This window comes from Pseudomonas muyukensis (genome assembly GCF_019139535.1).
Taxonomy (GTDB): domain Bacteria; phylum Pseudomonadota; class Gammaproteobacteria; order Pseudomonadales; family Pseudomonadaceae; genus Aquipseudomonas; species Aquipseudomonas muyukensis.
On record NZ_CP077073.1, the window covers coordinates 2,977,935 to 2,990,324 of the forward strand.

General features: G+C 64.9%; 11 protein-coding genes. 6 read left to right on the forward strand and 5 right to left on the reverse strand.

The window, feature by feature from the left end:
• Positions 1–50 precede the first annotated feature (50 nt).
• On the forward strand, positions 51–593 hold the full coding sequence (locus KSS95_RS13590; protein ID WP_217847599.1) for a helix-turn-helix domain-containing protein: 543 nt from the start codon (positions 51–53) through the stop codon (positions 591–593).
• Positions 594–603: 10 nt separating this feature from the next.
• Positions 604–1,380: an AraC family transcriptional regulator gene (locus tag KSS95_RS13595; RefSeq protein WP_217847600.1), complete on the forward strand. Its 777-nt coding sequence runs from the start codon at positions 604–606 to the stop codon at positions 1,378–1,380.
• Positions 1,381–1,409: 29 nt separating this feature from the next.
• Here the strand turns inward: KSS95_RS13595 and KSS95_RS13600 are convergent, their stop codons facing one another.
• Positions 1,410–1,991 (reverse strand): LysE family translocator, encoded by a 582-nt coding sequence (locus KSS95_RS13600; protein WP_217847601.1) that lies wholly within the window; start codon positions 1,989–1,991, stop codon positions 1,410–1,412.
• Between the two features lie 361 nt (positions 1,992–2,352).
• Between KSS95_RS13600 and KSS95_RS13605 the strand changes: the two genes are divergently transcribed.
• Positions 2,353–3,924: a TerC family protein gene (locus tag KSS95_RS13605; protein ID WP_217847602.1), complete on the forward strand. Its 1,572-nt coding sequence runs from the start codon at positions 2,353–2,355 to the stop codon at positions 3,922–3,924.
• On the opposite strand, the gene rarD is transcribed toward KSS95_RS13605, so the two are convergent.
• Both rarD and KSS95_RS13615 read right to left on the reverse strand, forming a co-directional pair.
• Positions 3,887–4,774, reverse strand: a complete 888-nt coding sequence (rarD, locus tag KSS95_RS13610; protein WP_134691995.1) for an EamA family transporter RarD — start codon at positions 4,772–4,774, stop codon at positions 3,887–3,889. The two genes, KSS95_RS13605 and rarD, sit on opposite strands and share 38 nt — an antisense overlap.
• A gap of 33 nt (positions 4,775–4,807) precedes the next feature.
• A complete protein-coding gene (locus KSS95_RS13615) occupies positions 4,808–6,394 on the reverse strand; it encodes an EAL domain-containing protein (protein ID WP_217847603.1) in 1,587 nt (528 codons plus the stop codon).
• Between the two features lie 314 nt (positions 6,395–6,708).
• Here KSS95_RS13615 and hppD point away from each other — a divergent pair, with 314 nt between their 5' ends.
• Positions 6,709–7,785, forward strand: coding sequence for a 4-hydroxyphenylpyruvate dioxygenase (hppD, locus tag KSS95_RS13620; RefSeq protein ID WP_217847604.1), 1,077 nt, complete (start codon positions 6,709–6,711; stop codon positions 7,783–7,785).
• 87 nt (positions 7,786–7,872) lie between these two features.
• On the opposite strand, the gene KSS95_RS13625 is transcribed toward hppD, so the two are convergent.
• A complete protein-coding gene (locus tag KSS95_RS13625; protein ID WP_217847605.1) occupies positions 7,873–8,559 on the reverse strand; it encodes a type 1 glutamine amidotransferase domain-containing protein in 687 nt (228 codons plus the stop codon).
• 127 nt (positions 8,560–8,686) lie between these two features.
• Here KSS95_RS13625 and KSS95_RS13630 point away from each other — a divergent pair, with 127 nt between their 5' ends.
• Positions 8,687–9,136 carry a nucleoside deaminase gene (locus tag KSS95_RS13630; RefSeq protein ID WP_217847606.1) on the forward strand — a complete coding sequence of 150 codons (450 nt, stop codon included), beginning with the start codon at positions 8,687–8,689 and terminating at the stop codon, positions 9,134–9,136.
• Entirely contained in the window at positions 9,126–11,177 is a 2,052-nt protein-coding gene (locus KSS95_RS13635) for a hybrid sensor histidine kinase/response regulator (protein WP_225935503.1), read from the forward strand. Before KSS95_RS13630 ends, KSS95_RS13635 begins: the two co-directional genes overlap by 11 nt.
• A 27-nt stretch (positions 11,178–11,204) precedes the next feature.
• On the opposite strand, the gene KSS95_RS13640 is transcribed toward KSS95_RS13635, so the two are convergent.
• The gene (locus tag KSS95_RS13640; protein ID WP_217847607.1) at positions 11,205–12,260 is read right to left on the reverse strand and encodes a tetratricopeptide repeat protein; all 1,056 of its coding nucleotides are present in this window, start codon (positions 12,258–12,260) and stop codon (positions 11,205–11,207) included.
• Positions 12,261–12,390 lie beyond the last annotated feature (130 nt).

Here is a 12,390-nt window from a genome sequence, read left to right on the forward strand (position 1 = left end):
TGACACAAAGTGTCATGCGCAAGTGCGTTTGTTCGGGAAACCCGCGTCACATGTCTATCCGACTGAAACTGCTGAGAAAGAAACTGGGCATCACCCTTGAGCAGCTGGCTGAGAAATCCGGCATGACCAAGAGCTACCTGTCCAAGGTCGAGCGTGGCCTCAACACGCCGTCGATCGCTGCTGCGCTGAAGCTGGCGCGGGCGCTGAACGTCAATGTCGAGGAGCTGTTCGACGGTGAACACGACGGCCAGGCGCGCTACAGCCTGGTGCGCCGTGGCGAGCGCCAGGCGCTGGTGGGCGGTGGCGAGGGGCCGGGCTATGCGGTGTTGACCTCGCAGGTGGGCCAGCGCAGCCTGCTGCCGTTCCTGATCCAGCCGCCGAGCGCGTTCAGCGACCCGACCTTCAAGGAGCACGAGGGAGAGGAGTTCCTGTTCGTTCACGCTGGGCAGGTGGAGGTCGACTTCATGAGCGAGCGGGTGTTGCTGGAGGCCGGCGACGCCCTGCATTTCAATGCCCAGACCCCCCACCGCCTGCGTTCGGTGGGCGAGCACCAGGCGCAGTTGCTGGTGGTGGTGCAGGGCGGCGAAGGCTGAGGGCCGGGCGATGATCGAGGCCTCGCGGTTCTGGCGTGATCCGGCATTGCCCTTTGTCGAGGCCCGGCGTGTCGGCGACGGCCGCCAGGTGTGCTATGCGGCGCATTCCCACGAGAGCTTTTCGATCGGCCTGATCACTGGCGGGCGCAGCCGCTACCTGACCGGCAACGCCCGGCACGAGGTGGCGGCGGGCACCACGGTGTTGATGAACCCGGGGGTGGTGCACAGCTGCAACCCGATCGACGGCCAGCCGTGGTCGTACCTGATGCTGTTCGTCGACATGCCTTGGTTGTGGGCGCGAGGTTTCCAGTTGCCCTCGGCGGCCTTGAGCACGTCGACGGCGTTGTACGGGCAGTTGCTGGGGCTGTTCGCCGCGCTGTTCGAGCCCGGGGGCGAGGGCCGGGAAGCGCAGCTGGAGGGGTTCTTCAGGGCCTTGCCGCAGCTGCTGGAGGCCGATGCGAGCCGCCTGCCGGCAGGTCATCCGCGCCTTGAGCTGGCCGCCGCGTTCATTCGTGCCCATCGCCTCGACCCGCTGACACTGGAGGACATCTGCGCCGCCGCGGGGCTGTCGCGGGCCTACCTGATCCGCGCGTTCTCCAAGCGCTTCGGCCTGACGCCCCATGCCTACCTGCTCGACCAACGGGTGCAGCATGCCCGGGCGCAACTGCGCGCCGGCAGGCCGATCGCCGAGGTGGCGCTGGAGGCGGGTTTCGCCGACCAGGCCCATCTGCAGCGAGCATTCAAGCGACACCTGGCGGCCACGCCGGGGCACTATCGCAACGGCTGAGCCCCGCGATTGGGCCCTGACCGCCCACCTCACACCATCAGGTACAACGCGCTCGCCACCAGCAACCCCGCCAGCAGCCGATTGAGCAAGCGCATTCGCCACGGCTCGCCCAGGTACTGGCGGATCATGCTGCCGGCCCAGGCCCAGCTGGCCACGGAGACAAAGCAGATCGGCGCGTAGATCCAGGTGAACAGCCACAGCAACGGCTGCTCGCCCGCCGTGTAGGCGCCAATGCCGGCCACGGCTGCCAACCAGGCCTTGGGGCTCAGCCACTGCATGGCTGCGCCATGCCATGCGTTGGGTGCCTGTCGGCTATCGTCGCTGCCAAGCCGACCATCGTCACTGGCCAGCTTCCAGGCCATGTACAGCAGAAACAGCACCCCACCCCAGTGCAGCAGGCGTCCCAGCAGTGGCCAGCGCAGCAGCAACTCGTGCACGCCCAGCCCCACCAGCACCAGCAGCAGGCAAAACCCCAGGGTGGCACCTGCCGCATGCCCGAGGCTGGCACGCAGGCCATGGCGGGCACCGCTGCCCAGGGCGACGATATTGACCGGGCCAGGTGAGATGGAGGCAGCCAGGGCGAAGGCGGCCATGGACAATGTCAGGCTCATTGACGGATTCCTTGATTGGGTGGGTGGCGTGGCTAGCCTGGCCGAGGCCTGAGCGTGGGTATTGAACGAAAATGCCCTCTGGCCCATCGAGGTTACAGCGCAAACCCGAGACATGGCAGGGGCCCTGTAGCCGTCGGCTTGCCAGCGAAAGGCTGCAAGGCAGGGCGCAGGCCAGGTGGTGCAACTGCTACAGCTTTTGTAATAGTTTTGCGCTATCAGAGAATTCTGCTTCGATTGTAGGATCGTCATCCCTATTTTCTATCAAGGTCTATATGAGCACCTTCGCGGAGCCCCCCAGTCCCTGGCCATCCCGGCCTTCCTCCCCGCGTCCCCGTGACGCTTCCCCAGTGAGTACCCGCTAATGGAATGGCTAGCCGACCCCACGGCCTGGCTGGGCCTGTTGACGCTTATCGTCCTCGAGCTGGTGCTGGGTATCGACAACCTGGTGTTCATCGCCATCCTGGCCGACAAACTGCCACCCCACCAGCGTGACCGCGCCCGGGTGATCGGCTTGTCGCTGGCGCTGATCATGCGCCTGGGCCTGCTGGCCAGCATCTCGTGGATGGTGACGCTGACCGCGCCGCTGTTCGAGGTCTTCGGCAAGAGCTTCTCTGGCCGTGACCTGATCATGCTGTTTGGTGGTGTGTTCCTGCTGTTCAAGGCCACCATGGAGCTGCACGAGCGCCTCGAGGGCCATGTGGCCCAGGCCGGCGGCGCGGTGCGTCATGCCGCCTTCTGGCCCATCGTCGCGCAGATCGTGGTGCTGGATGCGGTGTTCTCCCTGGACGCGGTGATCACTGCCGTGGGCATGGTCGAGCATTTGTCGGTGATGATGATCGCGGTGATCTTCTCCATCGGCATCATGATCGTCGCCAGCAAGCCGCTGACCCGTTTCGTCAACGAACACCCGACAGTGATCATGCTGTGCCTGGGCTTCTTGATGATGATCGGCTTCAGCCTCACCGCCGAGGGCCTGGGCTTCCATATCCCCAAAGGCTACCTGTACGCGGCCATCGGCTTCTCGCTGCTGATCGAGCTGTTCAACCAGCTGGCCCGCGCCCGCCGCAAGCGCAGCGTGCAGCAGCATCGGCCGCTGCGCGAGCGCACCGCCCATGCCGTGTTGCGCCTGATGGGCGGGCGCCGGGTAGAGGCTGATGAAGTGGGTGAGGAAATCGCCGACCTGGTGGCAGGTGGCGACGAGCAAGTGGTGTTCGACCGCCGTGAGCGGGTGATGATCAGTGGCGTGCTGAACCTGGCCGAACGGCCGATCCGCACGGTGATGACGGTGCGCGCCAAGGTCGATGCCATCGACCTGTCGCAGCCGGCCGAAGTGATTACCCAGGCCCTGGTCAACTCGCCGTACTCACGCCTGCCGTTGATTCGCGATGGCCGTATCGAGGAACCGCTGGGCTTCGTGCACAAGAAGGAGCTGCTCAAGGAGTTGCTGGCCGGCAACCAGCCCGAGCTGGAAACCCTGGCCCGTGCCCCGCTGAACCTGCTGGAGAGTTTCAGCATTCTCAACGCCCTGGAGCAGATGCGCGGGCAGTCGACGCACATCGCCTTCGTGGTCAACGAGTTCGGTGATTTTACCGGCGTATTGACCATGACCGACATCCTCGAGTCGATTGCCGGCGAACTGCCGGACGCCAGCGAGGTGGAGGGCCCGGGCGTGGTCGAGGAGGAGGGTGGTTTTGTCGTCAGCGGCGCCCTGAACCTGGCCCAGGTGCAGGCCCGTACTGGCTTCGTGGCGCGCGCCACCGAGGACTACCAGACCCTTGCGGGCCTGGTGATGAGCTTGCTGGACCGCCTGCCGGTGGTCGGTGATCGGCTGGCCTGGAATGGCTGGGTCATGACCGTGGTCGCGGTGGAGGAGCGCCGGGTGCGCCAGGTGCGTCTTACACCGGGCGCCGACGTTGACGCAGCAGGTGCTTGAAGCCTTCGAGCACCAGCACCAGCACCGCGGCCCAGATCGGCAGGTAGGTCAGCCACTGGTCCGGGCCGATGGTTTCGCCCAGCAGCAGGGCCACTGCCACCAGCAGCACCGGCTCGACGTAGCTGAGCAGGCCGAACAGGCTGAACGGCAATAGCCGGCTGGCCAGCACGTAGGCGATCAGGGCGCTGGCGCTGATCGCCCCGAGCAGCGGGATCAGCCCGTACAGGCCCGGGTGCTCGGCCAGGTCCGCGGCTGACAACGGGCCCTGGATGACGAAGTACAGGGCCCACGGCAGCAGCAGGCACATGTCGCACCACAACCCCCCCAGGTGGTCGGTGCGGCAGCGTCGGCGCAGCACGAAATAGATCGGGTAGCCGATCATCACCAGCAGCGTCTCCCAGGCGAAGCTGCCATGTTGGTACAGCTCGTGGCCGACCCCCAGGGCCGCGCAGCCGACCGCCACCTTCTGCAGGCGCGACAGTCGCTCGCCGTAGACCAGGCGTCCGGTCAGGACCATGGCCAGCGGCAGCAGGAAATAGCCCATCGACACTTCCAGGCTGCGCCCATGCAAGGGGGCCCAGAGGAACAACCACAGCTGCACGCCCATCAGCCACGAGGTGCCGAGCATGCCCAGCAGCAGGATCGGGCTGCGGCGCACCCGGCCAAGCAGTTCGCCGACCCGTTTCCAGTCCTTGGACACCAGCATGAACAGGGTCAGGCAGGGCAGGGTCAGCAGGGTTCGCCAGCCGAAGATCTCCTCGCCGTCGAGGGGCTTGAGGAAGGAGGTATAGAAATACATCACGGCGAACAGACAGGACGCCATGACCGACGAAAGAATGCCTTTTGACACGAATGCCTCGGAAACGGGAAGTGGGCGGGTGGATCAGCCGCGCATGATCTCAGGGGTGTTGCCTTGCGGCAACCGTGGGCTGCCGGGACGCGCGGCCAGGGCCAGGAGCAGCTCGTGGGCGGGCATCGGCCGGGCGAACAGGTAGCCCTGCTGGAAGTCCACCCCGTGGCGCGCCAGGTAGTCGCGCTGCACCTCGGTTTCCACGCCTTCGGCGACGATGCCCAGGCCCAGCTTGGTCGACAGTTCGATGATGGTGTCGAGGATATGCTGGGACAGCGCGTCGCCGCCGATCATGGCGACGAAGCTCTGGTCGATCTTCAGGTAATCGACCTTGAACTGGCGCAGGTAGTTGAGGCTGGACACACCGGTGCCGAAGTCGTCGAGGGCGATCATCACCCCCAGCGCGTGCAGTTTTTCGAACAACTCGAGGGTCACCGGCGTGGGTTCGAGCAACTTGCGCTCGGTCAGCTCCAGGGTCAGCACCACCCGTGCGGGCGGGAAGTGCTGGAGGAAGGTCTGGCAGTCGTCGAGCAGGCTCAGGTCGCGGCAATGGTCGGCGGTGATGTTGACGCCGACATGAAAGCCGTCCTCCAGCAGTGCGACGTGAGGGGCCAGGGCCTGGGCCGTGGCCAGCATCAGGCTGCGGGTCATGGCGACGATCTGGCCGCTGTGCTCGGCATAGGGAATGAACAGGTCGGGGCGCACCAGGCCTTCGCGTGGGTGCTGCCAGCGCATCAGCACCTCGATGCCGGCCCAGTGGTAGTCGCCGTTGCGCACCACGGGCTGGAAGTAGGGCACGAACTCGTTGGCCTCCAGCGCCCGCTCCAGTTCGGCGCGTGGGGAGCTGGCCCTGCGCAGTTGCCAGCGGCAGGCAGCGCCGGCGAGCACGCCCAGTACCAGCAGCAGGCTCAGCAGCGCCGGGTAGCGCGCGCGCATCACCTCGCCGGGCTTGCTGGCGGCATAGCCGCCGTGCACGCTGAACGGATAGCGGGTGGAGGAGAAGGTCACCGCGGCGCTGGCGGCTATCGGCGGGGTGCCGGGGTGAACCTTGCCATTTGCGCCCATCCAGTGGTTGCCCACCTGCACCTGCAGTTCGTCGTCCTCGCCGATCAGGCGCAGGGCGGTGAGCAGGTGGCCGCCGTCCACGGTGCTGATCGCCCCGCGATCCCCCGTGCTCACCCGGTAGACCAGCAGCGGGTGGCCTGGGGTGACCGAGTTGCCGTCCATCAGCCACAGTTGCCCGTCGGTATAGTCACGGGCATCCACCGGCTCGTCGAAATCACCGAACAAGGACGAGCAATAAAGGGTGTCGTGGTCGAACAGGTTGGTCGAGCGCACGAAGGCGTTGCGGGTGACCTCCCCGCGCAGCGCCAATTGCACCTGTTCGCAGGGCAGGCCGGCCATGGGCAGCAGGTGGTTGGCGGCGGTGGAGAGGCTGTCGAGGATCTGCTCGATATGCCCGACCACCTCTTTGGCGGTGGTCTGGCTACTGACGCGCAGGTCATGTTCGGTCTGCCAGCGCATCACCAGTAGCCCGCAGAGCAGCGGCAGCACGCCTACCACCCAGGGCAGCAACGAGCGCCAGCTCCAGCGGGCAGGGCGTTTGGCGGTCAGTGGCATGGGCAGGTAAACCTTGTGGCTCGCAGGCGTGATGAAGCGAAGGATAGCCGTTTGTCGACGCAGGCGGCCAACTAAAGCGCGACAAAGCCATTTACGCCCTGTAGAATCGGTTTACGAATAAAACAATAAGGTTCTCCGCTTCCCGGGGAATCAAGCCCGCCGAGAATGGGTCCATATGACATACCATGGGTTCAAGCTGATCATTGGTGACTTCCTTGCCCGTAGCGTGCGCGGCATTCCCTGCTCACCTCCACCCCTGTTCGACATCCAAAGCAACTAATCAACCGTTATTCGCTGCAGATGAGGACACGAACATGGCAGATATCTTCGAAAACCCGATGGGCCTGGAAGGCTTCGAATTCATCGAGCTCGCCTCGCCGACCCCAGGCGTGCTGGAGCCGGTATTCCAGATACTCGGTTTCACCAAGGTGGCCAGCCACCGCTCCAAGGATGTGCACCTGTATCGCCAGGGTGGCATCAACCTGATTCTCAACAACGAACCCAACAGCATCGCCTCGTACTTCGCCGCCGAGCACGGCCCGTCGGTGTGCGGCATGGCGTTCCGCGTGCGCAACGCCCATGAGGCCTACGCCCGCGCCCTGGAGCTGGGTGCTCAGCCGGTAGAGATCGAAACCGGCCCGATGGAACTGCGCCTGCCGGCGATCAAGGGTATCGGTGGCGCGCCGCTGTACCTGATCGATCGCTACGAAGACGGCAGCTCGATCTACGACATCGACTTCAAGTTCATCGAAGGCGTCGACCGCAACCCGGTCGGTGCAGGCCTGAAGATCATCGACCACCTGACCCATAACGTCTATCGCGGGCGCATGGCTTATTGGGCCGGTTTCTACGAGAAACTGTTCAACTTCCGCGAAATCCGTTACTTCGACATCAAGGGCGAGTACACCGGCCTGACCTCCAAGGCCATGACCGCCCCGGACGGCATGATCCGCATCCCGCTGAACGAGGAATCGTCCAAGGGCGCCGGGCAGATCGAAGAGTTCCTGATGCAGTTCAACGGCGAAGGCATCCAGCACGTGGCCTTCCTCACCGACGACCTGCTCAAGACCTGGGATGCGCTCAAGGCGTGCGGCATGCGCTTCATGACCGCGCCACCGCAGACCTACTACGAAATGCTCGAAGAGCGTCTGCCGGGTCACGGTGAGCCGGTTGACCAGCTGCAAGCGCGCGGCATCCTGCTCGATGGCGCGTCCGAGGCCGGCGACAAGCGCCTGCTGCTGCAGATTTTCTCGGAAACCCTGCTGGGCCCAGTCTTCTTCGAGTTCATCCAGCGCAAGGGTGACGATGGCTTCGGCGAAGGCAACTTCAAGGCGCTGTTCGAGTCGATCGAGCGCGACCAGGTGCGCCGTGGCGTGCTGAGCGTCGAGTAACCCGCTTCAGGCTGCACGCTATCGCGGGGCAAACCCGCTCCCTCAGTCAGGTGGGAGCGGGTTTGCCCCGCGATGCGTTTGTGCAGGTTATCGGTTGTCCAGGAAGCGAATGACGGCTTCGCCAACCTGGCGGGTGGAGGCGGGGTTCTGCCCGGTGATCAGGCTGCCATCCTCGACCACAAAGGCTGCCCAGGGATCATCGGCCTGGTGGTATTCGCCGCCACGGGCAATGAGCTCGTTTTCGGTCAGGAACGGCACCACTTTATCCAGTTCGGCCAGTTTCTCTTCAGTGTTGGAGAAGCCGGTTACCTTGCGTCCCTTGAGCAGTAGGCTGTTGTCGCTGAGCTTGATGTTGAGCAGCCCGACCACGCCATGGCACACCGCCGCCACCGCACCGCCGCGCTCATGGATACGCCGCGCCAGCTCCTGCAAGGGTTGGTTGTCGGGGAAATCCCACATCACCCCATGCCCGCCGGTGTAGTAGATCGCACTGTAGTGCTCGGCCTTGGCCTGGCCGGGGCTCAGGGTGGTACCCAGGCGGTTCATGAAGGCCCGGTCGTTGTACCACTGCCAGTCCAGCTCCGGCGCCATCTGCAAGCTGTGCGGGTCGATGGGCACGTAGCCACCGGCCGGGCTGACATAGTCGACGCTGTAGCCGGCCTGCTGCACCTTGTCGACGAAGTGCACGGCTTCACCCAGCCACAGCCCGGTGGCGCGCTTCAAGTCTGGATATTTGGCGGTGTTGGTCAGCACGACCAGGATCTTCTTGTTCATGTGTGCATACCCGTCGAACCCATGGGAAACGGATGGCCAGGCCAGCGAAAGCCTATAGAGCATAGCCGTGCTATGGCGAGTGTTGTGCTAGTCTGCTGCAAAACAATTGCACCCCCAGGGAAAGACCATGGATCAGGCAACTTGCGCCTTTATGCAGGCCGCTATCGACGAGGCCCGCAAAGGGTTGGAAGAGGGCGGTATACCGATCGGGTCGGTGCTGGTGCACGACGGCAAGATCATCGGTCGCGGACACAATCGACGGGTACAGCAAGGCAGCGCCATCCTGCATGGCGAAATGGATGCCCTGGAAAATGCCGGGCGCCAGCCCGCACGCGTTTACCAGGAGGCCACCCTCTATACCACCCTGTCGCCCTGCGCCATGTGCAGCGGGGCCATCCTCTTGTACGGCATCAAGCAGGTGGTCATAGGCGAGCACGACACCTTCATGGGTGAAGAGCAGTTGCTCAGCGGCCGTGGCGTGAAGCTCGAGGTGCGCCATGACCAGACCTGCAAGACGCTGATGCGCGAGTTCATCGCCCGCAAGCCTGAACTGTGGGACGAAGACATTGGCCGCTGAGCAGGACCCTTTTGCCGAGCAAGTCATCCAATTGCAGCGCTCGGCGGCGAGGGTGAGCGGGCCGAACGAAGTGGTCACCGGTTTCGACTGGAGCACGACCCCCCTCGGGCCTCTGGTGCTGTGGCCCGCGGCCTTGCGTATTGCCGTGGACATGCTGTTGTTGTCGCCGTTTCCCTGCGCGTTGATCTGGGGGCCGGAGCTGACCTTGGTCCACAACCAGGGTTACAAGCTACTGCTGGGCGAAGCCGCGGACATTCAGGGCCAGCGCTTCGATCAGCTGTGGGCGCATGCCTGGGACAGCCTGGGGCCATCGGTGTTCATGGCCCTCGAAGGGCGCGGCAGCCTGCTGGCGGACGCGCCGTTGCCGATCGAGCGTCAAGGCGGGGTGGCAACGGTCTGGGTCACGGGTAGTTTTTCACCCTTGCATGATGACCGCCAGGAGATAGCCGGGTTCCTGCATACCTTGATCGAGACCACCGCCAGTGTCGAAACGACTCGGCAGTGGCGGGAGCTGGCGCAGTCCTTCGAGGCCCGGTTGGCGCATCACCTGGCCAACCCCACGCCCACTTGGCCTTGGTCTGGCGACTTGATGCTGTTGCTCGATGCCGACTTCCGGATCCGTATGGCCAACCCAGCCTGGCAGCGTTTGTTGGGTTGGTCCGAGGACGAATCGCGGGTGTTCGCGTTGCCGGAACTGTTCCACCCCGCCGATCGCACCGAGGCCATGCTTGGGCTGAGCGCGCTGCGCCAGGGCGCCGAAATGGACCACTTCGATGGCCGGGTGCGTCATCGCGACGGCCATTACCTGTGGTTTCGCTGGCGGGGTGCCTGCGACCAGGGTTTGCCGGCCCTGGTCGGGCGCAACCTCACCGAGGAGCGGCAAACCGTGCAGCGCCTGGCACAGGCCACGGTGCTCGATAGCCAGCGCATGGAGCCGCTGGTCAAGGTGGCCGGTGGCATGGGCCATGAAATGAACAACGTGCTTTCCGGGGTCAGCAGCAGCCTGGAGCTGCTGGACCGGCGTCTGGCCCAGGGCCGCCTGGAGAACCTGGCCGCCTACGTGGCCATGGCCCGCGAGGCTGCCGAACGGGCCATAGGCCTGACCCGCAACCTGTTGGCATTTGCCCGCAGCCAGCCGCTTTGCCCCAAGGCGCTGGACATCAAGCCTGTGCTCGAATCGATGGCGCCATTGTTGCAACAGACGCTCGGTAGCGGCATACAGCTGCGCTGGGAGATGGACGTGGCCCCCTGGACACTGAAACTTGATCCAGACCTGTTTCGCAACGCGTTGCTGCACCTGTGCAGCAATGCCCATGACGCCTGCCTCGGCCAGGGTAACGTGACGATCCGCATCGCCAATGAGCGGGTCGAGCAGGGCAATACCGGCCACGCCGAGTTGCTGGCAGGCGACTACGTCATGCTGCAGATCGACGACGATGGGCAGGGCATGTCGGCGCAAGACATGCAGCGCGCGTTCGACCCGTTCTTTACCAGCAAACCCCTCGGTCAAGGCGCCGGCCTGGGTTTGCCGATGGTCCATGGCTTTGTGCGTCAGTCGGGGGGGCAGGCCTGGATCGACTCGAGGCTTGAGCAAGGCACCCGGGTCGTACTGATGCTCCCGCGCTGCCTGGACAGCGTGGCAGAACCGGAACTGCCCACCGATGCCCAGGTCACGGGGGCGCGGCTGCTGGTGGTGGATGACGAAGCCGGCCTGCGGCGGGTGATGACGGAAATGCTCAGCGACCGAGGCTTCGAGGTCTGCGACGTGGCTGACGCCAACAGCGCCTTGGCTGAGTATCGACACCATGGCCCGTTCGACCTGGTGGTGACCGACATCGGATTACCCGGCGGTTTCAGTGGCCGACAAGTCGCCAAGGCCTTGCGCTTGATCGATGCGGATCAGAAGATCCTGTTCATCACCGGTTTCAACGACGATCCGGTAGAGCCGTCGCTGCTCGCCGAGCCAGGTATCGATCTACTGCTCAAGCCCTTCTCGCTGGAGACCCTGGTTGAGCGGATTCGACGCCTGTTGCAGGTGTGAGCGCCTGGCCAGTGCGCGGCCGTCCTCTCAGAGCCCCTGTTGCAGGTAAGGGTCGTCGGGGTTCTGGCGCTCCAGTTCGGCCAGCAGCACCTGGACATTCTGCAATTGTCCGGTTTCTTTCCAGTACTGGATCAGCAGCACCCGCGCCCGGCGATTGGCAGGTTCGCGGCTGAGCACGGCCTCCAGTTGCTTTTGCGCGGCATCCACCTGTTCGAGCTGGTGCAAAGTAGTGGCGAGGGTGTAGCGGTAATCGTTGTTCTCCGGTTCCAGCTCCACGGCGCGGGCGAGGGCCAGCAGGGCGTATTCCTGCTGCTCGTGGCGGCTCAGCCACAACCCCAGTTCATATTGCAGGAACGCCGAATCCGGACGCAGGGCCAAGGCCTTGGCCAGTACCGCGCGCGAAGCGTCGTGCTGCCCCTGGCGCTCCAGCAGGCGGACCTGGGTGGCCAGGGCATCGAGGTTGTCGGGCGCCACCGCCAGGCTGCGCTGCAGGGCCCGGGCAGCGGCATCGAACGCTTGCTCGTGCATGTACAGCCTGGCCAGGTGCACCTGCGCCGCGGCGTCGTCGGGTTGTTGTTCCAAGGTTTGCTCGTATTGCTCCAGGGTGCCCTGCAAGGGGCCGAAGTACAGGCCGATGGCATCGGGATCGAGGCCGAGCAGGGCGTCGACCACGGCGAAGCGCACGCTTTGCTCGTCGTCTTCGAGCAGGGGACCGAGCACCAGGCTGCGCTGGGCGGCCGGCAACAGGCGACGCACGGCGGCGATCGCGGCCCGGCGCACCATTGGCTCATCGTGCTCGAGGTCCTGCTTGGCCAGTTTCAAGGCTTGTGGCGAGGGATAATTGGGCAGCTCGGCATACAGGGCCGCGCGGCGAATCGGCGCCAGGTCGTCGCGCTGTAGTTGTTGGTACAACACCCGCGCGGCACCTGGCTGGCCCTCATGGGCCTGGCGCAGGGCCTTGGCATAACTGTGCGGGGGCAGGTTGGGCACGCTGGGTTGCGGGTCGCGCCACAGGTAGCCGATCACGACGGGCACCAGTACCGCGAGCAGCAGGGCGAGCAGGTAGCGGTGGCGTGTGGGCATCGTGCGCGAGGGTCCGTGGCGAGGGAAGGCAGAGCTTGGGGCACAATGGCCTGGGCTGCAAGCGGCAAGCTCTTGGCCACGTGCCGCCGCGATGGTTGCAGGCGCCAGCCTTGCTGGCGCAGAAGGCGCC

Coding starts and splice junctions, on each gene's coding strand:
- KSS95_RS13590 (WP_217847599.1), top strand. CDS start 51: ATGTCTATCCGACTGAAACTGCTGAGAAAGAAACTGGGCATCACCCTT.
- KSS95_RS13595 (WP_217847600.1), top strand. CDS start 604: ATGATCGAGGCCTCGCGGTTCTGGCGTGATCCGGCATTGCCCTTTGTC.
- KSS95_RS13600 (WP_217847601.1), bottom strand. CDS start 1,991: ATGAGCCTGACATTGTCCATGGCCGCCTTCGCCCTGGCTGCCTCCATC.
- KSS95_RS13605 (WP_217847602.1), top strand. CDS start 2,353: ATGGAATGGCTAGCCGACCCCACGGCCTGGCTGGGCCTGTTGACGCTT.
- KSS95_RS13615 (WP_217847603.1), bottom strand. CDS start 6,394: ATGCCACTGACCGCCAAACGCCCTGCCCGCTGGAGCTGGCGCTCGTTG.
- hppD (WP_217847604.1), top strand. CDS start 6,709: ATGGCAGATATCTTCGAAAACCCGATGGGCCTGGAAGGCTTCGAATTC.
- KSS95_RS13625 (WP_217847605.1), bottom strand. CDS start 8,559: ATGAACAAGAAGATCCTGGTCGTGCTGACCAACACCGCCAAATATCCA.
- KSS95_RS13630 (WP_217847606.1), top strand. CDS start 8,687: ATGGATCAGGCAACTTGCGCCTTTATGCAGGCCGCTATCGACGAGGCC.
- KSS95_RS13640 (WP_217847607.1), bottom strand. CDS start 12,260: ATGCCCACACGCCACCGCTACCTGCTCGCCCTGCTGCTCGCGGTACTG.